Annotated in this window: 22 protein-coding genes; 7 read left to right on the forward strand and 15 right to left on the reverse strand. The window is 60.8% G+C overall.

Going from position 1 to position 22274, the window contains the following annotated elements; all coding sequences use genetic code 11:
* Positions 1 to 103: 103 nt before the first annotated feature.
* Together CRN80_RS04380 and CRN80_RS04385 are read left to right on the forward strand one after the other, a co-directional pair.
* Complete coding sequence (locus CRN80_RS04380) at positions 104 to 1129, forward strand: outer membrane protein assembly factor BamD (protein WP_032893630.1); 1026 nt, start codon at positions 104 to 106, stop codon at positions 1127 to 1129.
* 127 nt (positions 1130 to 1256) lie between these two features.
* Positions 1257 to 1490 carry a PP0621 family protein gene (locus CRN80_RS04385; RefSeq protein WP_032897621.1) on the forward strand — a complete coding sequence of 78 codons (234 nt, stop codon included), beginning with the start codon at positions 1257 to 1259 and terminating at the stop codon, positions 1488 to 1490.
* On the opposite strand, the gene thiO is transcribed toward CRN80_RS04385, so the two are convergent.
* The 5 genes from thiO to pilV are packed head-to-tail and all read right to left on the reverse strand — an operon-like array spanning position 1477 to position 4787.
* Positions 1477 to 2586 carry a glycine oxidase ThiO gene (gene thiO, locus CRN80_RS04390; protein WP_098949607.1) on the reverse strand — a complete coding sequence of 370 codons (1110 nt, stop codon included), beginning with the start codon at positions 2584 to 2586 and terminating at the stop codon, positions 1477 to 1479. The two genes, CRN80_RS04385 and thiO, sit on opposite strands and share 14 nt — an antisense overlap.
* 59 nt (positions 2587 to 2645) lie before the next feature.
* A complete protein-coding gene (locus tag CRN80_RS04395; protein WP_098949608.1) occupies positions 2646 to 3050 on the reverse strand; it encodes a type IV pilin protein in 405 nt (134 codons plus the stop codon).
* 11 nt (positions 3051 to 3061) lie between these two features.
* Entirely contained in the window at positions 3062 to 3592 is a 531-nt protein-coding gene (locus CRN80_RS04400; protein ID WP_098949609.1) for a PilX N-terminal domain-containing pilus assembly protein, read from the reverse strand.
* A gap of 5 nt (positions 3593 to 3597) precedes the next feature.
* Positions 3598 to 4305, reverse strand: a complete 708-nt coding sequence (locus CRN80_RS04405) for a PilW family protein (protein ID WP_098949610.1) — start codon at positions 4303 to 4305, stop codon at positions 3598 to 3600.
* A complete protein-coding gene (gene pilV / locus CRN80_RS04410) occupies positions 4302 to 4787 on the reverse strand; it encodes a type IV pilus modification protein PilV (protein WP_098949611.1) in 486 nt (161 codons plus the stop codon). Before pilV ends, CRN80_RS04405 begins: the two co-directional genes overlap by 4 nt.
* Positions 4788 to 4983: 196 nt before the next feature.
* On the opposite strand from pilV, the gene CRN80_RS04415 reads away from it, so the two are divergent.
* Complete coding sequence (locus CRN80_RS04415; RefSeq protein WP_098949612.1) at positions 4984 to 5565, forward strand: GspH/FimT family pseudopilin; 582 nt, start codon at positions 4984 to 4986, stop codon at positions 5563 to 5565.
* Here the strand turns inward: CRN80_RS04415 and ispH are convergent.
* From ispH to murJ, 6 genes are all read right to left on the reverse strand, one after another.
* Positions 5519 to 6466, reverse strand: a complete 948-nt coding sequence (ispH, locus tag CRN80_RS04420; RefSeq protein ID WP_032893637.1) for a 4-hydroxy-3-methylbut-2-enyl diphosphate reductase — start codon at positions 6464 to 6466, stop codon at positions 5519 to 5521. The genes CRN80_RS04415 and ispH overlap by 47 nt on opposite strands.
* A gap of 179 nt (positions 6467 to 6645) precedes the next feature.
* Positions 6646 to 7083 (reverse strand): peptidylprolyl isomerase, encoded by a 438-nt coding sequence (locus CRN80_RS04425; RefSeq protein ID WP_169918591.1) that lies wholly within the window; start codon positions 7081 to 7083, stop codon positions 6646 to 6648.
* A gap of 7 nt (positions 7084 to 7090) precedes the next feature.
* Entirely contained in the window at positions 7091 to 7603 is a 513-nt protein-coding gene (lspA, locus tag CRN80_RS04430) for a signal peptidase II (RefSeq protein WP_044270796.1), read from the reverse strand.
* Complete coding sequence (gene ileS, locus CRN80_RS04435; RefSeq protein ID WP_032893639.1) at positions 7596 to 10427, reverse strand: isoleucine--tRNA ligase; 2832 nt, start codon at positions 10425 to 10427, stop codon at positions 7596 to 7598. Before ileS ends, lspA begins: the two co-directional genes overlap by 8 nt.
* Positions 10428 to 10441: 14 nt before the next feature.
* The gene (gene ribF / locus CRN80_RS04440) at positions 10442 to 11380 is read right to left on the reverse strand and encodes a bifunctional riboflavin kinase/FAD synthetase (RefSeq protein ID WP_003188404.1); all 939 of its coding nucleotides are present in this window, start codon (positions 11378 to 11380) and stop codon (positions 10442 to 10444) included.
* 119 nt (positions 11381 to 11499) lie between these two features.
* Positions 11500 to 13038: a murein biosynthesis integral membrane protein MurJ gene (gene murJ, locus CRN80_RS04445; protein WP_032893640.1), complete on the reverse strand. Its 1539-nt coding sequence runs from the start codon at positions 13036 to 13038 to the stop codon at positions 11500 to 11502.
* A gap of 253 nt (positions 13039 to 13291) precedes the next feature.
* On the opposite strand from murJ, the gene rpsT reads away from it, so the two are divergent.
* Positions 13292 to 13570 carry a 30S ribosomal protein S20 gene (gene rpsT, locus CRN80_RS04455; RefSeq protein ID WP_003188401.1) on the forward strand — a complete coding sequence of 93 codons (279 nt, stop codon included), beginning with the start codon at positions 13292 to 13294 and terminating at the stop codon, positions 13568 to 13570.
* 290 nt (positions 13571 to 13860) lie between these two features.
* Here the strand turns inward: rpsT and CRN80_RS04460 are convergent, their stop codons facing one another.
* A complete protein-coding gene (locus CRN80_RS04460) occupies positions 13861 to 14346 on the reverse strand; it encodes a peptidylprolyl isomerase (RefSeq protein WP_003188398.1) in 486 nt (161 codons plus the stop codon).
* Between CRN80_RS04460 and CRN80_RS04465 the strand changes: the two genes are divergently transcribed.
* From CRN80_RS04465 to CRN80_RS04475, 3 genes are all read left to right on the forward strand, one after another.
* A complete protein-coding gene (locus CRN80_RS04465) occupies positions 14345 to 14632 on the forward strand; it encodes a DUF3565 domain-containing protein (protein ID WP_102666761.1) in 288 nt (95 codons plus the stop codon). The genes CRN80_RS04460 and CRN80_RS04465 overlap by 2 nt on opposite strands.
* Positions 14633 to 14711: 79 nt before the next feature.
* Complete coding sequence (pta, locus tag CRN80_RS04470) at positions 14712 to 16811, forward strand: phosphate acetyltransferase (RefSeq protein ID WP_098949614.1); 2100 nt, start codon at positions 14712 to 14714, stop codon at positions 16809 to 16811.
* Entirely contained in the window at positions 16812 to 17711 is a 900-nt protein-coding gene (locus CRN80_RS04475; protein ID WP_098949615.1) for an acyltransferase, read from the forward strand. It abuts the gene before it with no gap.
* Positions 17712 to 17925: 214 nt separating this feature from the next.
* Here the strand turns inward: CRN80_RS04475 and cysN are convergent, their stop codons facing one another.
* The 3 genes from cysN to CRN80_RS04500 form a co-directional block, all read right to left on the reverse strand.
* Positions 17926 to 19824 (reverse strand): sulfate adenylyltransferase subunit CysN, encoded by a 1899-nt coding sequence (gene cysN, locus CRN80_RS04480; RefSeq protein WP_003188392.1) that lies wholly within the window; start codon positions 19822 to 19824, stop codon positions 17926 to 17928.
* 9 nt (positions 19825 to 19833) lie between these two features.
* Positions 19834 to 20751: a sulfate adenylyltransferase subunit CysD gene (gene cysD / locus CRN80_RS04485; RefSeq protein ID WP_016971196.1), complete on the reverse strand. Its 918-nt coding sequence runs from the start codon at positions 20749 to 20751 to the stop codon at positions 19834 to 19836.
* A gap of 703 nt (positions 20752 to 21454) precedes the next feature.
* A complete protein-coding gene (locus CRN80_RS04500) occupies positions 21455 to 22213 on the reverse strand; it encodes a Nif3-like dinuclear metal center hexameric protein (RefSeq protein WP_032893642.1) in 759 nt (252 codons plus the stop codon).
* Between the last annotated feature and the right edge of the window lie 61 nt (positions 22214 to 22274).

Here is a 22274-nt window from a genome sequence, read left to right on the forward strand (position 1 = left end):
TGGTTAAATACGGCGTCTTTTGCCCCGAGGCTTTCAACGGGGCGCTCATCATAACAGGACGGCCCCGCCCAAGACAGCGGCCGTCATAGGGACGCAAGCCGCCATGCAAGTGAAACACCTGCTGCTGATCGCCATCCTCGCCATGACTGCTGCTTGCTCGTCAACAAAGGACGTCGTCGACGAAAACCTGAGCGAAGTCGAGCTGTACCAGCAAGCTCAGACAGACTTGGACAATAATAGCTTCACCAGCGCCACAGCGAAGCTGAAGGCATTGGAGTCGCGTTACCCGTTCGGCCGCTATGCCGACCAGGCCCAGCTTGAGCTGATCTACGCCAACTACAAGAACGCCGAGCCGGAAGCTGCCAAGTCCGCTGCCGAGCGTTTCATCCGCCTGCACCCGCAGCACCCGAACGTGGACTACGCCTACTACATGAAGGGCCTGACCTCGTTCGACCAGGATGTTGGCCTGCTGGCGCGCTTCCTGCCGCTGGACATGACCAAGCGCGACCCGGGTGCTGCCCGCGACTCCTATAACGAGTTCGCCCAGCTGACCAGCCGCTACCCCAACAGCCGCTACGCGCCGGACGCCAAGCAGCGCATGATCTACCTGCGCAACCTGCTGGCTTCGTACGAGATCCACGTGGCCCACTACTACCTGACCCGTCAGGCTTATGTGGCAGCCGCCAACCGTGGCCGCTACGTGGTGGAAAACTTCCAGGAAACCCCATCTGTGGGCGACGGCCTGGCCGTGATGACCGAGGCTTACCAGCGCCTGCACCTGGACACCCTGGCGACCACCAGCCTGGAAACCCTGAAGCTCAACTACCCTGACCACCCGAGCCTGAAAGACGGCCAGTTCGTGCCTCAGGTTGCCGAAGCGGACAACCGTTCGTGGCTGAGCAAGTACACCCTGGGCCTGATCGAGTCCCGTCCACCGCTGCCGCCGGGTGAAACCCGCGCCAACCAGGACGTGATCAAGATGTACCAGGACGCCAAGGACGCCATTCCTTCGGAGCTCAAGCCGCACGACGAGAACGGCGATGTGATCGAAGAAGAAGAGCCGCAAGCCCTGGGCGATAACCAGGACCGTTCGTGGTTCAGCTACATGACCTTCGGTGTGTTCGACTGATTGTTCGACGCAACGCAAAAAGGGAGCTCTCAAGGAGCTCCCTTTTTTATGAGCGAGTATTTATTGCCCTGTGCGGCCGTGATCACCTTGGCTAAACTGGCGCATTCCTTGTCGAGAAATGCCCATCATGCTTCGTCTACTGTTCTGGATTGCCGTCATTGCCGCCGCGGTATGGTTCTGGCGCAAATTCAAAAACCCTGCCGCCCGTCAGCAACGGCCCGCCGAGCCAGATGCGGCCCTGATGGTGCGTTGCGCCCACTGCGGCGTGCACCTGCCGCAGGACCGCGCACTGAGCTCACGCCAGCAATGGTACTGCACCCAGGCGCACCTGGAACAAGGGCCAAAGTCTATCCAGCGTTGAGGCGACCTGCGGGGGCGTAAGGCGCTGGATCGATGATCGGAGCCCGCGCCAGCAGCAAGTCGGCGAACAACTGGCAAGAGGCTGGTGCGAGTACCAGGCCATTGCGGTAATGCCCGCAATTGAGCCACAACCCCTTGAAGCCAGGGACCTCACCGATAAACGGTATACCTTCGGGTGAGCCAGGCCGCAAACCGGCCCAATGCCCGACTACCTCGGCGTCCGCCAAGGCGGGAATCAGTTCCACCGCAGACGCCTTGAGGCTTTCCAGCGCGATGTCGGTTGGCGTCTTGTCGAATCCTTCATGCTCCAACGTGCTGCCGATCAGGATGTGCCCATCCCGCCGCGGGATCGCATAGCGCCCCTTGGCCAGGACCATACTGGATAAAAAGTCGGACGCGCATTTGTACAGGATCATTTGGCCCTTGACCGGCTCCACGGGCAGCCCCAAGCCCAGCGTACCCAGCAACTGCCCGCTCCAGGCCCCGGCCGCAAGCACCACCTGATCTCCCAAAACCTGGCCGGTAGCGGTATTCACACCCACCACCCTGTCGTCGCCGAGCACAAAGCCCGACACATCGCATTGCTCGTAAATCGTCACGTTCGGCAACGCCAGCAGCGCCGCCTTCAGTGATTTGACCAGGCGCGGGTTGCGAACGTTGGCCACGTCGGCCATGTAGATCGCCTGGGCGTAGCCGCCCCCCAGCACCGGCACCGCGTCATGGGCCGCCGACACGTCCACTTTGCTCAACGGCCGCCCTTCACGGGCAGCCCAGGCCAGTGCATCCGCTTCGTCATCCAGGTCGAGCCAATACAAACCGGTGGTATGTACCTCTGGGTCGACGCCTGTGGCTGCAAACAGCCGTTGCGCCAGTTGCGGGTAAAAATCCTGGGACCAATGGGCCAAGGCCGTGACCGCCTGGCTATAGCGCCACGGATATAACGGCGAGACAATCCCACCGCCCGCCCAGGAAGACTCCTGCCCAAGCCCACCGCGCTCCAGCAGCGTGACCGCCTGGCCCTCACTGGCGAGGTTGTACGCCGTCAACAGCCCGATTACTCCGCCGCCGACAATCACCACTTGCTGTTGCTTAGCCATCATTTGATCCAGCCGATAAACAGGGAAAGGCACACCCGGCGCCCAGGTTTCAAGTACGCTCATCCTTGCCCCCAGCAGACCTTAGGCGACATTTCAGGCTCCGCTCCCGGGTTGCTGCGCATACCAGTGCTGGTCAAGCTGAAGGCTGCGCACGCGTCGTTCGCCATGACCGAGTCCGTAGCAGGTGTGGCAAGCAGGTCAAAATCCTGGGGGTTCAGGACGACACTGATTCTATAGTGATCATTGCCCGCGCTGACGTCGCCCGCATCAATAAAAGTGCCATTCCTCGTGTAAGAACGCTCCAGATGCTGGGCTTGTTCGCTCAACAACGCGACGATCTGCGCCCGGTACACCTTTTTTACCTGCCCGAGGTACCCGGGATACGCAATCCCGGCCAGCAACGCGATGATCGCCACGACGATCAGTAACTCCATCAGGGTAAAACCCTGGCTCTCCTTGCCCATCCGATTGCTCCTTATTGAAGTTGCCGCCATAAGACCCGTCGAAACCTGACGCGGCCGCCCTCCTCTACCCGTGCATAGACCGTCTCCAGCACCGTGCGCGATTGCCCCGCGAGCCCGACCGAGGTGACACGAAAAAGCGAGGCCGGGGAACGGGGCGGCAAATGAGCCAGCCTTTTACCCTCCCCGAGGGATTGAATGCCATAAAAACCATCCTTCAAGGCAAGCCAGGTGACTGCCGAGGCAGGGTTCGTCCCGGCCGCCGTCAAGGAAAAAGCCTCAGCAGGCGGCGCACAGCGGGTGATCGAGTGGCAGACAGGCATCGCCTGGCCAACCTTTTGCACGGCCAACTCCCCCAACCTCAGGCCGCTTTCGGCAGTTTGAAACGATTGATTGCGATGCCACAGGCTGCTCGCGACTTTTTGCTGGGAGACCGCAGCCTGTATCGAAGACAGCCCCACCTGCGACAGCACCAACAGAAACACCAGACTGATCAGCAGCACCATCCCAGCCTGCCGTACACGAATACCACCCTGCATGGTCATTGCCCCTATCCCAGCCGGTTCCGCAGTGCCGCCACGACACTGTAGGTCTGGTCCTTCACCCGCCCAGCGGGGTCTTGAAGGGTCATGAGGATGCGCACGCTACGTATCAGCGACTCATCGGCCGGATGGCTGTCGTAGCGCACCACACCCGTTGATGCCGAGGTGGCCGCCATGCCGAAGCTGACGTCGAATGCCCGCACGTTATCCATCAATACCGCTCTGGCCGGTGCTGCCGGAGTACTGATCTTCAACTGACCCGATTCGTAGGTGTAGGTAAGTTGACGTATGCCAAAGCGAAGCTGGCCGGGTTCGACAACGGGTGGTGTGCCGGCATAAGCCCGGGCCACCGCCTTGCAGTCGGAGAGCACCGTCCAGTCGGGCTTGCCGACGCCATCGCCGACATTCGCGGTCACCAGCGTCAGTGACTTCGCACTCCCCGCCGCTTCCCAGCTTATCGGCCGATCAAAGGCAGCCGGAGCATTGTCGATAATGGCCACGGCCAAACACCCCAACATGCCTGCCTGGCGAATATCCTGGGTGATTTTGCTCAGCACAAACCGCGCATCATCCTGTAGCACCATGGCAGCCTGCTGGCTGGCATGGGTCAACCGCGAACTGATCAGTATCTGACTCGCCCCCAGTATCAAGACCAACCCGATGGCGAGCGCCAGCAGCACTTCCACCAGGCTGAAACCTCGCGCAAGACGCTTCATTGCGACACCCCTTGTTCATTGCTGATGCGACTGGTCAGGGTGAAGGTTTCCCGCGCCCCTGGACGGTTTGCTGCCCGGGCATCTGCCCAACTGATGCTGATGGTGACCTCGTGCCCGTCCACCACCACTGAACCTTTGGCATCCTCGCCGGCAAAACCCATGATATTGGCTTCGAAATCGTGCAGGTCCAGGTCACGCACGCTGGCGGTGGCAGTGTTGGGTGGTGCCAGCTCTGCCCTGCCCCATGTGTAATCCGCGCCAGCATTGGTGCGAATACGGTCGAGCATGTCGTAGGCAATAAAGCTCGCTTGGCTGGTCATCCTCGCGCTGTTGGTGTACTTGAGCGCGTTGAGTTGCAGCACCGCAGCGCCCATCAGGCCGATCGCCAAAATCAACAGCGCTACCAGCACTTCGACCAGCGTCATGCCGGATTGGCGCGAGCGCGCAACGCGCAGGAAAAATCGGTTCGGGCAGGCTGGCATTTGCGTCGTCATCCATGTCGAAGGCCGGTGGAAAAAGCAGGCAAAGCCTGCTGTGCGACCCAAGACTAGCGTCGGTTTTCGAGCGGCGCTGCCCCCGGAACAAAGGGAAATACTTTGGACATAAAGGCCATCATCCAGGGCCAAGGACCAAGCGCTATACCTAGAAAACCCACTCGTGCCCAAGGAGGAAACGCACATGAAACAACGAGGATTCACCCTGATTGAAATGCTGCTGGGGCTGATCGTCACCAGTTTTCTCGCACAACTGGCCGTACCTGGTTTCAAGGGTTTGCTTGAATCGCAGCAACGACAAAACGTTGCCCAATCACTTGCCTCCGGGCTGCGCTACGCACGCACCGAGGCCATCGCGCGCAACCGGGCGGTGGTGATTCATGCAAAGGACGAGGACTGGAGCCTGGGATGGCGCGTGATACTGGATGTGAGTGGGCGCGGCCACCTGGATGACGACAATCCAGTATTGCTGGAGCGTGAGGGCAGTGGGCGCGTGCCGGTCGCCGGTAATGGCCCGGTGACGAGCCAAGTGCGCTTCAGCGGCCTGGGGGAGCCGGTGTTCGCCGGCGGGGGATTTCGTGCCGGCACCGTGCACGTGTGTGACAAGGCCCATGCACAGAGCCTGTATCAGATCGTGCTGGCCCCCAGCGGGCGCATCAGCCTGCGCAGCGACAAGACCGAACAGGCACTATGCCGAGGTTATTCCAGCACCCTGGCCGTCAGAGCAGCGAGCGGACCCGCAGCTCTTTGGGCATCGAGAACGTGATGTTTTCTTCACGACCCGCCAGCTCATCGGCGCCGGTGGCACCCCAGGCCTGCAACTGTTGGATCACGCCGCGCACCAGCACTTCCGGAGCGGAGGCACCCGCCGTGATGCCGATACGCTCGACACCGTCGAACCAGCTGCGCTGCATGTCTTCGGCGCCGTCGATCAGGTACGCCGGTGTGGCCATGCGTTCGGCCAGCTCGCGCAAGCGGTTGGAGTTGGAACTGTTAGGGCTGCCGACTACCAGTACCACATCGCATTCATTCGCCAGTTGCTTGACCGCATCCTGGCGGTTTTGTGTGGCGTAGCAGATGTCATCCTTGCGGGGGCCGCCAATGGCCGGGAAACGCGTGCGCAGGGCGTCGATGACGCGACTGGTATCGTCCATGGACAAGGTGGTCTGGGTGACGAAAGCCAGGCGATCAGGGTTGTGCACCTGCAGGTTGGCAACGTCTTTTTCGTCTTCCACCAGGTAGATGGCGCCGCCGTTGCTGGCATCGTACTGGCCCATGGTGCCTTCGACTTCCGGGTGACCGGCATGGCCGATCAGGATGCATTCGCGGCCGTCGCGGCTATAACGCGCGACCTCGATGTGCACCTTGGTCACCAGCGGGCAGGTGGCATCGAACACTTTTAGGCCACGGCCGGCCGCTTCGGTACGCACAGCCTGGGACACACCATGGGCACTGAAGATGACGATAACGTCGTCGGGGACCTGGTCGAGTTCTTCGACAAAGATCGCACCGCGTGCGCGCAGGTCTTCGACCACGAACTTGTTATGCACGACTTCGTGGCGCACATAAATCGGCGGCCCGAAGACTTCCAGGGCGCGGTTGACGATTTCGATCGCCCGGTCCACGCCAGCGCAGAAGCCACGGGGGTTGGCGAGTTTGATTTGCATGCTGTGCCTCGTGCCTTGCAGCCACTGGGGTCAGGTTCGACGCCGACCGTATGAGCAATGGGATCAAAGGTGGGAGCGGGCTTGCTCGCGAATGCGGTGGGTCAGCCTAATAACTCGGTGGCTGACACTGCGCATTCGCGAGCAAGCCCGCTCCCACATTTTAGACCGTGTACGGTCAGTTACAGCGCTTTGACGCCGATAATCTCGACGTCAAAGGTCAGCGTCTTGCCAGCCAACGGATGGTTAAAGTCGATGGTCACTTGCGCATCATCGAAGGCTTTAACCACTCCGGGCAATTCGGTATTGGCCGCATCATTGAAGATCACCAGCAAACCTTCCGACAGGTCCATGCCTTCGAACTGCGAACGCGGGATGATCTGCACGTTTTGCGGGTTGGGTTGGCCGAAGGCGTTTTCCGGCAGGATCTGCAGGTTGCGCTTGTCGCCCGCCTTGAACCCGAACAATGCTGCTTCAAAACCAGGCAGCAGGTTACCGTCGCCCACCTTGAAGGTCGCCGGGGTTTTGTCGAAGGTGCTGTCTACCGTGTCGCCATTCTCCAGGCGCAATGCGAAATGCAAAGTGACTTCCGTGTTCTGGCCGATGCGTTGCTCAGCCAATACCTGATCAGTCATTGACGGTTTCTCCGGTTTTCTTGCTCTTGAACATATCCAGCGCCAGCATGATTGCACCAACGGTGATGGCGCTGTCGGCAAAGTTGAACGCCGGGAAGTAGTAGCGGTTCTGCCAATGCACCAGGATGAAGTCGATCACATGGCCCAGGGCGATGCGGTCATACAGGTTACCCAGCGCGCCGCCCAACACCAGAGCCAGCGCGATGGCCAGCCAGGTGTCGTCGCGGCCCAGGCGCTTTAGCCACACCACCAGCACGGCACTGACCACCACGGCGATCACAGCGAACAGCCAGCGCTGCCAGCCACCGCCGTCAGCCAGAAAGCTGAAGGCGGCGCCAGTGTTGTAGGCCAGGGTCCAGCTGAAGTAATCCGGGATCACCACGATTTGCTGGAACATTTCCAGGGAGCCCTCGAAGTGAGCCTTGCTGACCTGGTCAATGACCAGCACCAGCAGGCTCAGTACGAGCCAGCCCAGACGTCCGAAACGACTGGCTGCATTAGGCATAGTGGCGAACCTCGCCTTCACCGCTGATGTTGTCGACACAACGACCGCAGATTTCCGGGTGCTCAGGGTTCACACCGACATCTTCACGGCAGTGCCAGCAACGGGCGCACTTAGGGAAGGCCGACTTCACCACTTTGAGCTTCAGGCCCGGCACCTCGGTGACCACGGCATCTGCCGGGGCCTGGGCGAAAGGTGCCAGGCTCGCGGTGGAGGTGATCAGTACGAAGCGCAGTTCGTTGCTCAGCTTGGCCAGGTCGGCGGTCAGGCCATCTTCGGCAAACAGGGTGACTTCGGCTTGCAGGTTGCCACCCACGGCCTTGGCCGCACGTTGGACTTCCAGCTCCTTGTTCACTGCAACCTTGACGGCCATGACGCCTGCCCAGTACTCGCGGCCCAGTTCGAAGTCGGCCGGCAGTTCGGTCAAGCCTTCGTACCAGGTGTTGAGCATGACGGACTCGTTACGCTCGCCCGGCAGGTATTCCCACAGCTCGTCGGCGGTGAACGCCAAGATCGGTGCGATCCAGCGCACCAGCGCTTCGCTGATGTGGTACAGCGCGGTCTGCGCCGAACGGCGCGCCTTGCTGTTGGCGCCGGTGGTGTACTGACGGTCCTTGATGATGTCGAGGTAGAAACCGCCCAGCTCCTGCACGCAGAAGTTGTGGATCTTGGAGTAGACGTTCCAGAAGCGGTATTCGCCGTAGTGCTCTTGCAGCTCGCGCTGCAGCAACAGGGTACGGTCCACGGCCCAACGGTCCAGGGCGAGCATGTCTTCGGCCGGCAGCAGGTCGGTGGCCGGGTTGAAACCGGTCAGGTTCGACAGCAGGAAGCGCGCGGTATTGCGGATACGACGGTAGGCGTCGGCGCTGCGGGCCAGGATCTGGTCCGACACGGCGATTTCACCCGAGTAATCGGTGGAGGCCACCCATAGGCGCATGATGTCGGCGCCCAAGGTGTCGTTGATCTTTTTCGGTTCGATCACGTTCTTCAGCGACTTGGACATCTTGCGGCCCGTCTCGTCGACGGTGAAGCCGTGAGTCAGCAGCTCGCGGTACGGCGCGTGATTGTCGATGGCGCAACCGGTCAGCAATGACGAGTGGAACCAGCCACGGTGTTGGTCCGAACCTTCCAGGTACAGGTCGGCGCGCGGGCCGGTCTCGTGACCCATCGGGTGCGAGCCACGCAGCACGTGCCAGTGAGTGGTGCCCGAATCGAACCACACATCCAGGGTGTCGCTGATCTTGTCGTACAGCGGCGCTTCGTCGCCCAGCAGCTCGGCGGCGTCCAGCTTGAACCAGGCTTCGATGCCTTCTTGCTCAACGCGCTGGGCCACGACTTCCATCAACTCGACGGTGCGTGGGTGCAGCTCGCCGCTTTCCTTGTTCAGGAAGAACGGGATCGGCACGCCCCAGTTACGCTGGCGGGAGATGCACCAGTCAGGACGGTTGGCGATCATCGAGTGCAGGCGCGCCTGGCCCCAGGCCGGAACGAACGTGGTGTCTTCGATGGCCTTGAGCGAACGTACGCGCAGGGTGTCGCCGCTGGTCGGCTCTTTGTCCATGCCGATAAACCACTGCGCCGTAGCGCGGTAGATCAGCGGGGTCTTATGACGCCAGCAATGCATGTAGCTGTGCTGGATGGCGGCGGTTTGCATCAACGCACCGACTTCACGCAGCTTTTCGATGATCGGTTGATCGGCCTTGAAGATGAACTGGCCACCGAAGAACTCGAGCGAAGGCACGTATACGCCGTTGCTCTGCACCGGGTTGATGATGTCATCGTTGACCATGCCGTACTTCTTGCAGATCACGAAGTCGTCCACACCATAGGCAGGCGAGCAGTGAACAATGCCAGTACCCGAACCCAGCTCGACGTAGTCAGCCAGGTACACCGGCGACAGACGGTCATAGAACGGGTGACGGAAGTTGATCAGCTCCAGCGCAGAACCGGTGGTGGTGGCGATTACCGAACCTTGCAGCTCGTAACGCGCCAGGCACGACTCGACCATTTCCTCGGCCAGCACCAGCAGGCGATCACCAACATCCACCAGGGCGTAGGTGAATTCCGGGTGCACGTTCAGCGCCTGGTTGGCCGGGATGGTCCAGGGGGTGGTGGTCCAGATCACGATGGCGGCTGGCTTGGCCAGGCTTGCCAGGCCGAACGCCTCGGCCAGCTTGGCGTCGTCGGCGATCGGGAAGGCCACGTCGATGGTCGAGGACTTCTTGTCTTCGTACTCCACTTCCGCTTCGGCCAGGGCCGAACCGCAGTCGAAGCACCAGTTCACGGGCTTGAGGCCCTTGAACACGAAACCGCCCTTGACGATTTCGGCCAAGGCGCGGATTTCACCGGCCTCGTTCTTGAAACTCATGGTTTTGTAGGGGTTGTCCCACTCGCCCAGCACACCCAGGCGGATGAACTCGGACTTCTGCCCTTCGATCTGTTCGGCGGCGTAGGCACGGCACAGTTCGCGGGTCTTGTCCGCGCCCAGGTTCTTGCCGTAGGTCACTTCGACTTTGTGTTCGATCGGCAGGCCGTGGCAGTCCCAACCCGGGACATACGGCGCGTCAAAGCCCGACAGGGTCTTGGAGCGCAGGATCATGTCCTTGAGAATCTTGTTCAGCGCATGACCGATGTGAATCGTGCCGTTGGCATAAGGAGGGCCGTCGTGCAGGACGAATTTCGGACGATCCTTGCCAATTTCGCGCAACTTTCCGTACAGGCCAATACTGTCCCAGCGCTGCAGGATCTGCGGTTCGCGCTGTGGCAGGCCGGCCTTCATTGGGAAGGCGGTGTCCGGAAGGTTTAGCGTGGCTTTATAGTCGGTCATTTAAGGCTCTTCGGTTAGCGATGGGCGCTAGGTGCGGCTAGTGCACGGGCGGCGGCGACATCCGCATTGATCGCCGTTTTCAACGCCTCAAGGGAGGCGAAACGCTGCTCTTCACGCAGCTTCTGGTGGAAAACCACCGTCAAACGCCGGTCGTATAAATCACCGGCAAAATCCAAAAGGTGAACTTCCAGGTGGGCCTTGCCATCACCTGCAACCGTGGGCCTGACGCCTATATTGGCGACTCCCGGCCACGATTGGCCGTCGATGTCGACGCTCACCAGGTAAACCCCGGTCAGCGGCACACGACGGCGCTTGAGTTGCACGTTGGCGGTTGGCGTGCCCAGTTGGCGCGCCAGCTTCTGGCCGTGCAGTACCCGCCCGGCAATGCGGAACGGGCGACCGAGCAAACGCTCGGCCAGGTCGAAGTCGGCGGCGGCCAGGGCGTTACGCACCTGGGTGCTGCTCACGCGCAGGCCGTCCAGTTCGACGGTTTGCGCGGCTTCGACAGTGAAACCCTGATTGACACCGGCATGCTGCAGGAAATCGAAATCCCCGACCCGGTCGCAACCGAAATGGAAGTCGTCGCCGACCTCCAGGTGCTGCACGCCCAGGCCGTCCACCAGGATGCGGTCGACGAACTCGGCGGCGCTGAGGCTGCGCAAACGCTGGTTGAAAGCCAGGCAGAGGACACGGTCCACGCCCTCTTCCGCCAACAGCTGCAACTTGTCCCGCAAGCGCGCCAAGCGGGCCGGCGCCGTTTCCGGGGTAAAGAACTCCCGCGGTTGCGGCTCAAAAATCACCACGCAGCTGGGCACGCCCAACTCGACCGCACGCTCGCGCAGCCGAGCCAGGATAGCCTGGTGGCCACGGTGAACACCGTCAAAGTTGCCAATAGTGGCGACGCAGCCCCGATGCTCGGGGCGCAGGTTGTGGAGACCTCGAACCAGCTGCATAACGCGCTTCTTGCTCATAAAGTGGTCGATTATAACCACACCCAGCCCCGGACGACAGGCAACAGCGCAGGCCAAATGGGTCGAATCGATAAAACAATCGTTTTATCGCGGCAAACTCGCTATCCCAACGACTTGCGATTGAAATCGCGCAGGCGAAAACCCTGCAACAGCAACATCCCGAAGTACACCACCACGCCCGCCACGACCAATACACCCAGGCGCATGAAGCGCTCCAGCATATTGCCTTGGCCCCAGGCCGGCATGATGTGCATCAGGCCAAACAGCACAACTGACATCGCGGCGACCGCCACCAGCAGCTTGAGCGCAAACACGCCCCAGCCTGGCTGTGGTTGATACATCTGTTGTTTACGCAATTGGTAAAACAGCAGGCCTGCGTTTATGCATGCACCTGCGCTGATCGCCAAGGCCAGGCCGGCGTGGGCCAGCGGGCCGATAAACACCAGGTTGAGCAATTGCGTCACGACCAGGGTAAAAATCGCGATTTTCACCGGGGTGCGGATGTTTTGCTGGGCGTAGAAGCCCGGCGCCAGCACCTTGATCACGATAATGCCGAGCAGGCCGACAGAGTAGGCGACCAGCGCATGCTGGGTCATCAAGGCGTCATGGGCGTCGAACTGCCCGTACTGAAACAGCGAGACCGTCAACGGTTCGGCGAGGATCCCCAGCGCCAGCGCACACGGCAGCACGAGCAAAAAGCACAGGCGCAGGCCCCAATCGAGGATGCGCGAATATTCCTGGCGATCCTTGCTGGCGTAGGTACGCGCCAGGGTCGGCAGCAGGATAGTGCCCAACGCCACACCCAGCACACCGGATGGCAATTCCATCAGGCGGTCGGCGTAGTACATCCACGACACCGAGCCGGATACCAGCAACGAGGCGAACGCGGTGTTGATGATCAGGGAGATCTGGCTGACCGACACCCCGAGAATCGCCGGTAGCATGTTGCGCATGACGCGCCACACGCCAGTGTCCTTGAGGTTCAGGCGCGGCAGTACGAGCATGCCGATTTTTTTCAGGTGGGGCAGTTGGTACAGCAACTGTGCCAGGCCGCCGGCCAGCACCGCCCAGCCCAGGGCCATGACGGGCGGGTCGAAGTACGGTGTGAGGAACAGCGCAAAAATAATCATGCTGACGTTCAGCAAGGTCGGCACGAAGGCCGGCACCGAGAACCGGTTCCAGGTATTGAGGATCGCGCCGGCCAGGGACGACAGGGAGATCAGCAATATATAAGGAAAGGTCACGCGCAGCAGATCAGTGGTGAGCGCGAACTTTTCCGGCGTATTGGCAAAACCAGGCGCCGTGGCCCAGATCACCCAGGGCGCGGCGAGCATTCCCACGATGGTTACCAGCATCAGCACCAGGGTCAGCAAACCCGAGACGTAGGCGATGAACGTACGAGTCGCCTCCTCGCCATGCTGGGTCTTGTATTCGGCCAGGATCGGCACGAACGCCTGGGAAAATGCGCCTTCGGCGAAGATCCGCCGCAACAGGTTGGGCAGTTTAAAGGCAATAAAGAACGCATCCGTGGCCATGCTGGCGCCAAAGATGCGGGCCAGCAGGGTGTCACGCACGAACCCCAAAACCCGGGAAATCATCGTGATAGAGCTGACGGCAGCCAACGATTTGAGCAGATTCATTGAAAGAGTTTGCGCCTATAGATAAAGAGCAGGCGAACTACGCGCCCACTTATGCGATACTGCGCGCCTGCAACAGCACAGAGCCAAAGCTCGCGAGTTTACAGGTCAAGCGCCGGAAATAAATCACCCGCCTCTTCAGATCGACCACTCAGCAGTTCGCATCAGCCGCCCTTGACAACCCGTCAAGTCATCGGCATGATTCGCGGCCTATTTTGTTTGCTATTTCCTAAAAAGTCTTTCGAGGAGCTCGACGGTGGCCAACACACCTTCCGCCAAAAAACGTGCAAAACAGGCTGAGAAGCGTCGCAGCCACAACGCCAGCCTGCGTTCCATGGTTCGCACCTACATCAAGAATGTAGTCAAAGCCATCGACACCAAAGACGCTGAAAAAGCTCAAGCAGCTTACGTTCTGGCTGTGCCTGTTATCGACCGTATGGCCGATAAAGGCATCATCCACAAGAACAAGGCAGCTCGCCATAAGAGCCGCCTGAATGGCCACATCAAGGCTCTGAGCGTTCCTGCTGCAGCCTAAGTGGTAACAACTGCAACGCAGCTCAGGCTGTGTAACAGTTAAGAAATGCCCCGCACCGAAAGGTCCGGGGCATTTTTGTGTGCGCCGAAAAACACGCCCAACAACTGTAGGAGCGAGCTTGCTCGCGAAAATCGTTAACGATGACACGGGAAGCCTGGCGCCCAGCGGGGCTCTCAGGTTTTTCGCGAGCAAGCTCGCTCCTACAGAGTGTTGACCGGGGATATTCTCAGGGCAAAAAAAACGCCCCGAACCAGTCGGGGCGTTTTTGCTACCTATTGATCAAACCACAATCAATGGTGATGACCGCCTTCACCGTGGACGTGGCCGTGAGCCACTTCTTCCTGGGAAGCGTCGCGGATGGCCACGATCTTCACTTGGAAGTTCAGGCGCTGGCCAGCCAGAGGGTGGTTGCCGTCAACGGTGACGTCGTCGCCGTCCAGGTCGCGGATGGTGACGATCTGCATTTGGCCGTCCGGCGCCGAAGCGTGGAACTGCATGCCCACTTCCAGCTCATCAACACCTTCGAACATGCTGCGGCTCAGGGTGCTGACCAGTTCGGCAGAGTATTCGCCGTAGGCATCTTCAGGTTCTACGGCGACGGTCAGTTCGTCACCGACGTTCTTGCCTTCCAGAGCCTTTTCCAGGCCCGGGATGATGTTGCCTGCGCCTTGCAGGTAAACCAGCGGCGCGCCGCCGGCGGAGCTGTCGATGACCTCACCAGCGTCGTTGGTCAGGGTATAGTCGATGGAGACAGCCTTGTTAGCGGCGATCGTCATGGGGCGAGACCTTTTGCATAAGAATGAAGAACGGACAAGTCTAAACAAGGATTTGCCCGAAAGCGAACGGAACCCGGACGGACGGGGCCGATCAACGGTCACGATCACAGGTTTTCATCAAGACGACGATGGGCACTGGGTGGCCGAGCTGTCTTGCGGCCACACCCAGCACCTGCGCCACCAGCCGCCCTGGCAGTCACGCGCCTGGGTGCTCGACCCCGCGCAACGCCTTGAAAAAATAGGCCAGGCCTTTGCGTGCGGCTGGTGTGCGCAAGGGCACGAATAACGATAACCTTGGCGCCTGATTCGCGGTAGGCACTCACCCATAGAGCGCCACCCAAGCCATGCACCTCCAGAGAATTCGCATGCAGACTTTTTTTATCGCGCCCACCGATTTTGGTGTGGGTCTGACCTCCATCAGCCTTGGGCTGGTGCGTACCCTGGAACGGGCCGGCCTGAAAGTCGGCTTTTTCAAACCCATCGCTCAGCCACACCCGGGCGATACCGGGCCGGAACGCTCCACCGAGCTGGTGGCGCGCACCCACGGCCTGAAACCGCCGCAACCGCTTGGCCTGGCTCACGTAGAGCGCATGCTCGGCGACGGCCAGCTCGATGAGCTGCTCGAAGAGATCATCACCCTTTACCAACAGGCAGCCGTAGGCAAGGACGTGCTGATCGTCGAAGGCATGGTGCCTACCCGCAGCGCTAGCTATGCGGCACGGGTCAACTTGCACCTGGCCAAGAGCCTGGACGCGGAAGTGATCCTGGTCTCGGCCCCGGAAAACGAAGTGCTCACCGAGCTTTCCGGCCGTGTGGAATTGCAGGCCCAACTGTTTGGTGGCCCGAAAGATCCGAAAGTGCTGGGCGTGATCCTCAACAAGGTGCGCACCGACGAAAGCATGGAAGCCTTCTCGGCGCGCCTCAAAGAGCATTCGCCGCTGTTGCGCAGCGGTGATTTCCGGCTGCTCGGCTGCATCCCCTACCAACCCGAGCTGAATGCCCCGCGCACCCGCGATGTGGCGGACTTGATGGGCGCGCAGATCCTCAACGCCGGCGACTACGAAAGCCGGCGCATGACCAAGATCATCATTTGCGCGCGCACCATGCGTAACACCGTCGAACTGCTCAAACCCGGCGTGTTGGTGGTGACCCCGGGCGATCGCGACGACATCATCCTCGCCGTCAGCCTGGCCGCCATCAACGGCGTGCCGCTGGCCGGGCTGCTGCTGACCAGCGACACCCTGCCCGACCCGCGCATAATGGATCTGTGCCGAGGCGCCTTCCAGGCCGGGTTGCCGGTGTTGTCGGTGAGCACCGGCTCCTATGACACCGCCAACCAGCTCAATAGCCTCAACAAGGAAATCCCTATCGATGACCGCGAGCGCGCGGAAATCATCACCGATTTCGTCGCCAGCCACCTCGATGCACGCTGGCTGCACCAGCGTTGCGGCACGCCACGGGAGATGCGCCTGTCGCCGGCGGTGTTCCGTTACCAACTGATCCAACGCGCCCAGGCCGCCAACAAACGTATCGTGCTGCCCGAAGGCAGTGAGCCGCTGACCGTACAGGCCGCCGCGACCTGCCAGGCCCGCGGCATTGCCCGTTGCGTGCTGCTGGCCAAGCCTGCGGATGTGGAAGCCGTTGCCCGTGCCCAGGGCATCGACCTGCCCGAAGGCCTGGAGATTCTCGACCCCGACCTGATTCGCCAACGCTACGTGGAGCCGATGGTCGCCCTGCGCAAGAGCAAAAGCCTCAACGCGCCCATGGCCGAGCAACAGCTGGAAGACACCGTGGTGATCGCCACCATGATGCTCGCCCTCGACGAAGTGGATGGCCTGGTCTCCGGCGTTATTCACTCCACCGCCAATACCATTCGCCCGGCGCTGCAGCTGATTAAAACCGCACCAGGCTGCACCCTGGTGTCGTCGGTATTCTTCATGCTGTTCCCCGAGCAGGTGCTGGTGTACGGCGACTGCGTGATGAACCCGCACCCAAGCGCTGCAGAACTGGCAGAGATCGCCCTGCAAAGCGCCGACTCGGCAGCCGCGTTCGGCATCACGCCACGGGTGGCGATGATCAGCTATTCCAGCGGCGACTCGGCCAGCGGCGAGGAAGTGGAAAAAGTCCGCGAAGCCACCCTGCTCGCCCACGAACAACAAAGCTCGCTGCTGATCGACGGCCCGTTGCAATACGACGCCGCCGCCAACGAAAACGTCGCCCGGCAACTGGCGCCCAACAGCCAGGTGGCAGGCAAGGCCACCGTGTTTGTATTCCCAGACCTGAACACCGGCAACACCACCCACAAAGCCGTACAACGCAGCGCCGATTGCGTGAGCCTGGGGCCGATGCTCCAGGGCCTGCGCAAACCGGTCAATGACCTGCCACGTGGCGCCCAGGTGGACGACATCGTGTACACCATCGCCCTCACGGCGATCCAAGCCGCCAACCGACCCATGGATATCTAAATGCTGGATTTTCTACCTGCCGCCGTGCGCGGGGTGATCGCTTCGCTGTTGCTGGCGCTGAACACGATCCTGCTGTGTTCGTTCCTGTTCATCGTGGCGCTGTTCAAGGCGCTGCCGTTTGCCAAGCGCCTGAGCGAATGGCTGATGAACCACACCCACGAAGCCTGGGTCACCAACAACAAGGGCTGGATGAACCTGGTGCGGCGTACGCGCTGGCACCTGACTGGCCTTGAGGGCCTGGACTACCAGTACTCGTACCTGGTGACCAGTAACCATCAGAGCTGGGTCGACATCATGGTGTTGCAGTACGTGCTCAATCGGCGCATTCGCCCGCTGAAGTTCTTCCTCAAGCAAGAGCTGATCTGGGTACCGGTGATTGGCCTGGCGTGGTGGGCACTGGGCTTTCCCTTCATGAAGCGCTACAGCAAGGCTTATTTGGAGAAGCACCCGGAGAAGAAAGGCAAAGACCTGGAAACCACGCGCAAGACCTGCGCGAAGTTTCGCGATAACCCCGTGGGGATTTTTAACTTTGCCGAAGGCACCCGCTTTACCCCGGGCAAGCATGCGCAGCAGCAGTCACCGTTTCGCTACCTGCTTAAACCCAAGGCGGGCGGTATTGCGTTTGTGCTGGACGCCATGGGTGAGCAGCTCAAATCACTGGTGAATGTGACCATCCACTACCCCGGCGGGCGCCCAGGTTATTGGGATCTGCTGTGCGGCAATGTGAAGGACGTGGTGGTGCACTTTGAAGAAGTACAGATCCCGGCTGAGTTCATCGGCAAGAATTATGAGCAGGATGGGGACTATCGATTGGCGTTCCAGGGCTGGATCAACCGGTTGTGGCAAGACAAGGATGCGTTGCTGGAGCAACTGCACAAAGACTTTCCGGCCAGCCGCTGATCAACATGGGGAGCAGGCTTGCCTTAATATCACTCTGTAGGAGCGAGCTTGCTCGCGAAAAACTCATAGGCGCCGCGTTTATCCAGGAAGCACACGTAATCGTTGACGTTTTTCGCGAGCAAGCTCGCTCCTACAGAAAGCAATAGCCAGGCCTCAAGCATGTAAAAGCCCGCCACCGAGTGATCGATGGCGGGCTTTTTTATGGCCGCGAAGTTTAGATCGCGCCGCGCTGACGCAACAGCTCCAGCACTTGCTTGACGCTGTCTTCCAACGACAATGCCTGAGTGTCGATCACCAGGTCGGCATTCAACGGCACGTCATACGGGAAAGATTCGCCAGGAATGTTATCCCCACCGGCCGCGTACAAACCTTGCGGGTCACGCTCGGCGCACACCAACGGCGATGCCTGTACGTAGACGGTCAGCAGGCGGTCGGCACCGATCAGCGCCTTGGCCTGTTCACGGCCTTCGGCATCCGGGGCAACGAAGGCCGCCAGGGTCAGCAGGCCGGCTTCGTTGAACTGGCGCGCCACATGAGCGGCACGGCGCCAGTTCTCGGTACGCCCGGCACGGTCCTGCGGCAACCCTTTGTTCAGGTCGTGGCGCAGGTTCTGGCCGTCCAGTACGAACACCGCACGGCCCATGTCGAACAGCTTGCGCTCAACCGCATAGGCCAGGGTGCTCTTGCCAGCGCCCGACAAGCCGCTGAACAACACCGTGGCCGGCTGCTGGCCGAAACGCAGGGCGCGCTCTTCGGTGGCGACATGCGCCAGGCTGCCGTGCTGCGCTGCGCCGCCATGACCCACTGGCGGTGCGATGATCATACCCGCGGCCACTGTACCGTTGGTCAAGCGGTCGATCACGATAAACGCGCCGGTGGTGCGGTTGCTGTCGTAACCGTCCAGGGCGATGGCGGCGTCCAGGCTGACCTTGACCCGGCCAATCTCGTTGAGCTGCAGCGAACTCGCCGGGCCTTCGGCCAGGGTGTTCACATCCACGCGGTGCACGATGCTGGTGATGGAACCCGGCACGTAGCTGGTGGCGCGTTTGATGTCGTATTTCTTGCCCGGCAGCATCGGTTCTTCGGCCATCCACACCAGCATGGCGTCGAAGGCGTCGGTCACTTGCGGCACGTTGTCGGCATGCACCAGCAGGTCGCCACGGGAGATGTCGATCTCGTCTTCCATGGTCAAGGTCACGGCCTGGCCTGGGCCTGCGTGTTCCAGCTCGCCTTCAAAGGTGACGATGGATTTGACGCGGCTGCTCTTGCCCGACGGCAACACCACCACTTCGTCGCCCTTGTGCACGATGCCGCTCGCCAAGGTGCCGGCAAACCCACGGAAGTTCAGGTTCGGGCGGTTGACGTATTGCACCGGGAAACGCAGGTCGGTGTAGTTGCGGTCGTTGGCGATCTCGACAGTCTCCAAGATCTCCATCAGCGACTGGCCGGTGTACCAGGGCGAACGCTCGCTCTTGTTCACCACGTTGTCGCCCTTGAGCGCCGACATCGGCACGAAGGCCAGGGTGCTCGGCTTGAACGCGATACCTTCGGCGAACTTCAGGTAATCGGCCTTGATCGACTCGAATACGCTTTGGTCAAAGCCGTTGATGTCCATCTTGTTGATGGCCACCACGATGTGTTTGATGCCCAGCAACGAGGCGATGTAGCTGTGGCGACGGGTCTGGGTCTGCACGCCGTAGCGGGCGTCGATCAGGATGATCGCCAGGTCACAGGTGGACGCACCGGTGGCCATGTTGCGGGTGTACTGCTCATGGCCGGGGGTGTCGGCGATGATGAATTTGCGCTTGGCGGTGGAGAAATAGCGGTAGGCGACATCGATGGTGATGCCCTGCTCACGCTCGGCCTGCAGGCCATCGACCAGCAACGCCAGGTCGATATCGTCACCGGTGGTGCCGGACTTTTTCGAGTCGCGGGTAATGGCTTCCAGGTGATCCTCGTAGATCATCTTGGAGTCGTGCAGCAGGCGCCCGATCAGGGTGCTCTTGCCGTCGTCGACGTTGCCGCAGGTCAGGAAGCGCAACATTTCTTTGCGCTCGTGCTGGCCCAGGTAGGCGAGGATGTCCTCGCTGATCAAATCAGATTGATGCGACATGACAGCCCCTTAGAAATAGCCTTGACGTTTTTTATCTTCCATCGAGCCTGCACCATCGTGGTCGATGACACGGCCCTGGCGCTCGGAAGTTCGCGTCAGGAGCATTTCCTGAATGATGTCCGTCAGCGTCTCGGCTTCGGACTCCACCGCACCCGTCAACGGGTAGCAGCCAAGGGTGCGGAAACGTACTTTCTTTTTGACAATGCGGGCTTTGTCTTCGTCGGACAGGTGCTCGAGGATGCGGTCGTCGTCGATCATGATCAACGTGCCGTTCTTCTCGATCACCTCACGCTCGGCGGCGAAATACAGCGGCACGATCGGGATGCCTTCCAGGTAGATGTACTGCCAGATGTCCAGCTCGGTCCAGTTGGACAGCGGGAACACGCGGATCGACTCGCCCTTGTTGACGTTGCCGTTGTAGACGTTCCACAGCTCGGGGCGTTGGTTTTTTGGATCCCAGCGGTGTTTGCTGTCGCGGAACGAGTACACGCGCTCTTTGGCACGGGATTTCTCTTCATCGCGACGGGCACCGCCGAATGCGGCGTCGAAACCATGCTTGTCCAGCGCCTGCTTGAGGCCCTCGGTCTTCATGATGTCGGTGTGCTTGGCGCTGCCGTGGGTAAACGGGTTGATGTTCTGCGCCACGCCATCGGGGTTGATGTGGGTGATGAGGTCCAGGCCCAGCTCCTCGACCATCTTGTCGCGGAACTTGTACATTTCCTGGAATTTCCAGCGGGTGTCGACGTGCATCACCGGGAACGGCAGCTTGCCTGGGAAGAAGGCCTTGCGTGCCAGGTGCAGCATCACGGCGGAGTCTTTACCGATCGAGTAGAGCATCACCGGGTTATCGAACTCGGCGGCGACCTCGCGGATGATGTGGATGCTTTCCGCCTCCAGCTGTTTCAGATGCGTCAGTTTGTCGACCATGGTTACTCACGGAAAAACGATCTTATGGACGGCCAGCGGGCCGTGTTCGAGCGAGGCATGCTAGCACAGCAACTTCTTCTATTTAGGGCGCCAGCTAGACCGAAACGATATATGAATATGCCGGCCGGTTTGGGCTTCAATCTGGGCAGTGTGGGAGCTGGCTTGCCTGCGAAAGCCATACTGTGGCGAGGGCGCTTGCTCCCGTGACGGACTGATAACCGACGCTGGTCTAGCTGACGCACCGCGATCCAAATGTGGGAGCTGGCTTGCCTGCGATGGCGGCCTGGCAGTCAACACAGTTGGACCGGGTACATATCCGTTATTTAGGTAACGGCCACCTAGGGTTCCGCCCTGACGGCGGGTCACTTTTGGAAAAGAGCCCCAAAAGTAACCAAAAGGGCTCTTGCCCCACCACTCGGCACCTCGCTTAGGCTCGGTGTGCCCGAACACAGGCTTGAATCCGTGGGCCGCCGCCACGCGCCATCCATGGCGCGGGGCGGCTAACCCGGCGTCCTGCCGGGTTACCCACGAATTCAAGCCTGCGTTCGGCCAGCGTGGTTTAACGGGGCGCCTGAGATCAAGATCAAAAGCAGATCAAGATCAAGAGCGGCTCGCTTCGCATCGTGGTTACCGTTGATCGAGTTGTGTGGAGACCTACGATTCTCGCAGGCAAGCCACACCCCACCGTGTTCAGCGCTGTGCTTTAGATCGGGTTGGGGCAGTCGATGAACAGGTGCTCCAGGGCAAAGCGCCGCGCCAGGTAGTCGCCTAACGCCTGCACGCCATAACGTTCGGTGGCGTGATGGCCGGCGGCGATGAAGCTGATGTTGTTTTCCCGGGCGCTGTGGAAGGTCTGTTCGGACGCTTCACCGCTCAGGTACAAATCGACACCGGCGGCAATCGCCTGGTCGATGTAGCCCTGGCCGCCACCGGTACACCAGCCGACGCGGCGAATCATTTCGCTGCCTTCGATCAGCAGCGGTTCGCGGCCCATCACGTCCTGCACGCGGCGGGCGAAGTCGCGGGGTGACAGGGGCTCGGCCAGGGAGCCGACCAGGCCGACGACTTTGGGGTTGCCGGGGTCCAGCGGGCCTTCGACGGTGATGTCCAGGTGGCGAGCCAGTTGCACGTTGTTGCCGACATCGGCGTGCAGGTCCAAGGGCAAGTGGTAGGCCAGCAGGCTGATGTCATGCTTGAGCAGGGTTTTGAGGCGGCGTTGCTTCATGCCGGTGATGCAGGGGTTTTCGCCCTTCCAGAAGTAACCGTGGTGCACCAGCACCAGGTCGGCCTTGGCTTCGACGGCGGCGTCCAGCAGGGCTTGGCTGGCGGTCACGCCACTGACGATGCGCATCACTTGGGGCCGGCCCTCGACCTGCAGGCCGTTGGGGCAGTAATCGGCAATTTTGGCGCTGCCGAGGTAGCGGTCGGCTTCCTCGACGAGGGTAGTAAGGGGCACGGCCATAAAAGACTCCTAAATATCCCGTTCGCAGGCGTCACAGCCTCGTATAATGCGCGACATTATG

The organism is Pseudomonas sp. FDAARGOS_380 (genome assembly GCF_002591235.1).
GTDB classification, from domain to species: domain Bacteria; phylum Pseudomonadota; class Gammaproteobacteria; order Pseudomonadales; family Pseudomonadaceae; genus Aquipseudomonas; species Aquipseudomonas salmasensis.

What these genes read in the sequence shown, in the direction of transcription:
- CRN80_RS04380 (WP_032893630.1), top strand. Translation starts at nt 104, where the DNA reads ATGCAAGTGAAACACCTGCTGCTGATCGCCATCCTCGCCATGACTGCT.
- CRN80_RS04385 (WP_032897621.1), top strand. Translation starts at nt 1,257, where the DNA reads ATGCTTCGTCTACTGTTCTGGATTGCCGTCATTGCCGCCGCGGTATGG.
- thiO (WP_098949607.1), bottom strand. Translation starts at nt 2,586, where the DNA reads ATGGCTAAGCAACAGCAAGTGGTGATTGTCGGCGGCGGAGTAATCGGG.
- CRN80_RS04395 (WP_098949608.1), bottom strand. Translation starts at nt 3,050, where the DNA reads ATGGGCAAGGAGAGCCAGGGTTTTACCCTGATGGAGTTACTGATCGTC.
- CRN80_RS04400 (WP_098949609.1), bottom strand. Translation starts at nt 3,592, where the DNA reads ATGACCATGCAGGGTGGTATTCGTGTACGGCAGGCTGGGATGGTGCTG.
- CRN80_RS04405 (WP_098949610.1), bottom strand. Translation starts at nt 4,305, where the DNA reads ATGAAGCGTCTTGCGCGAGGTTTCAGCCTGGTGGAAGTGCTGCTGGCG.
- pilV (WP_098949611.1), bottom strand. Translation starts at nt 4,787, where the DNA reads ATGCCAGCCTGCCCGAACCGATTTTTCCTGCGCGTTGCGCGCTCGCGC.
- CRN80_RS04415 (WP_098949612.1), top strand. Translation starts at nt 4,984, where the DNA reads ATGAAACAACGAGGATTCACCCTGATTGAAATGCTGCTGGGGCTGATC.
- ispH (WP_032893637.1), bottom strand. Translation starts at nt 6,466, where the DNA reads ATGCAAATCAAACTCGCCAACCCCCGTGGCTTCTGCGCTGGCGTGGAC.
- lspA (WP_044270796.1), bottom strand. Translation starts at nt 7,603, where the DNA reads ATGCCTAATGCAGCCAGTCGTTTCGGACGTCTGGGCTGGCTCGTACTG.
- ileS (WP_032893639.1), bottom strand. Translation starts at nt 10,427, where the DNA reads ATGACCGACTATAAAGCCACGCTAAACCTTCCGGACACCGCCTTCCCA.
- ribF (WP_003188404.1), bottom strand. Translation starts at nt 11,380, where the DNA reads ATGCAGCTGGTTCGAGGTCTCCACAACCTGCGCCCCGAGCATCGGGGC.
- murJ (WP_032893640.1), bottom strand. Translation starts at nt 13,038, where the DNA reads ATGAATCTGCTCAAATCGTTGGCTGCCGTCAGCTCTATCACGATGATT.
- CRN80_RS04465 (WP_102666761.1), top strand. Translation starts at nt 14,345, where the DNA reads ATGGGGCGAGACCTTTTGCATAAGAATGAAGAACGGACAAGTCTAAAC.
- CRN80_RS04460 (WP_003188398.1), bottom strand. Translation starts at nt 14,346, where the DNA reads ATGACGATCGCCGCTAACAAGGCTGTCTCCATCGACTATACCCTGACC.
- pta (WP_098949614.1), top strand. Translation starts at nt 14,712, where the DNA reads ATGCAGACTTTTTTTATCGCGCCCACCGATTTTGGTGTGGGTCTGACC.
- CRN80_RS04475 (WP_098949615.1), top strand. Translation starts at nt 16,812, where the DNA reads ATGCTGGATTTTCTACCTGCCGCCGTGCGCGGGGTGATCGCTTCGCTG.
- cysN (WP_003188392.1), bottom strand. Translation starts at nt 19,824, where the DNA reads ATGTCGCATCAATCTGATTTGATCAGCGAGGACATCCTCGCCTACCTG.
- cysD (WP_016971196.1), bottom strand. Translation starts at nt 20,751, where the DNA reads ATGGTCGACAAACTGACGCATCTGAAACAGCTGGAGGCGGAAAGCATC.
- CRN80_RS04500 (WP_032893642.1), bottom strand. Translation starts at nt 22,213, where the DNA reads ATGGCCGTGCCCCTTACTACCCTCGTCGAGGAAGCCGACCGCTACCTC.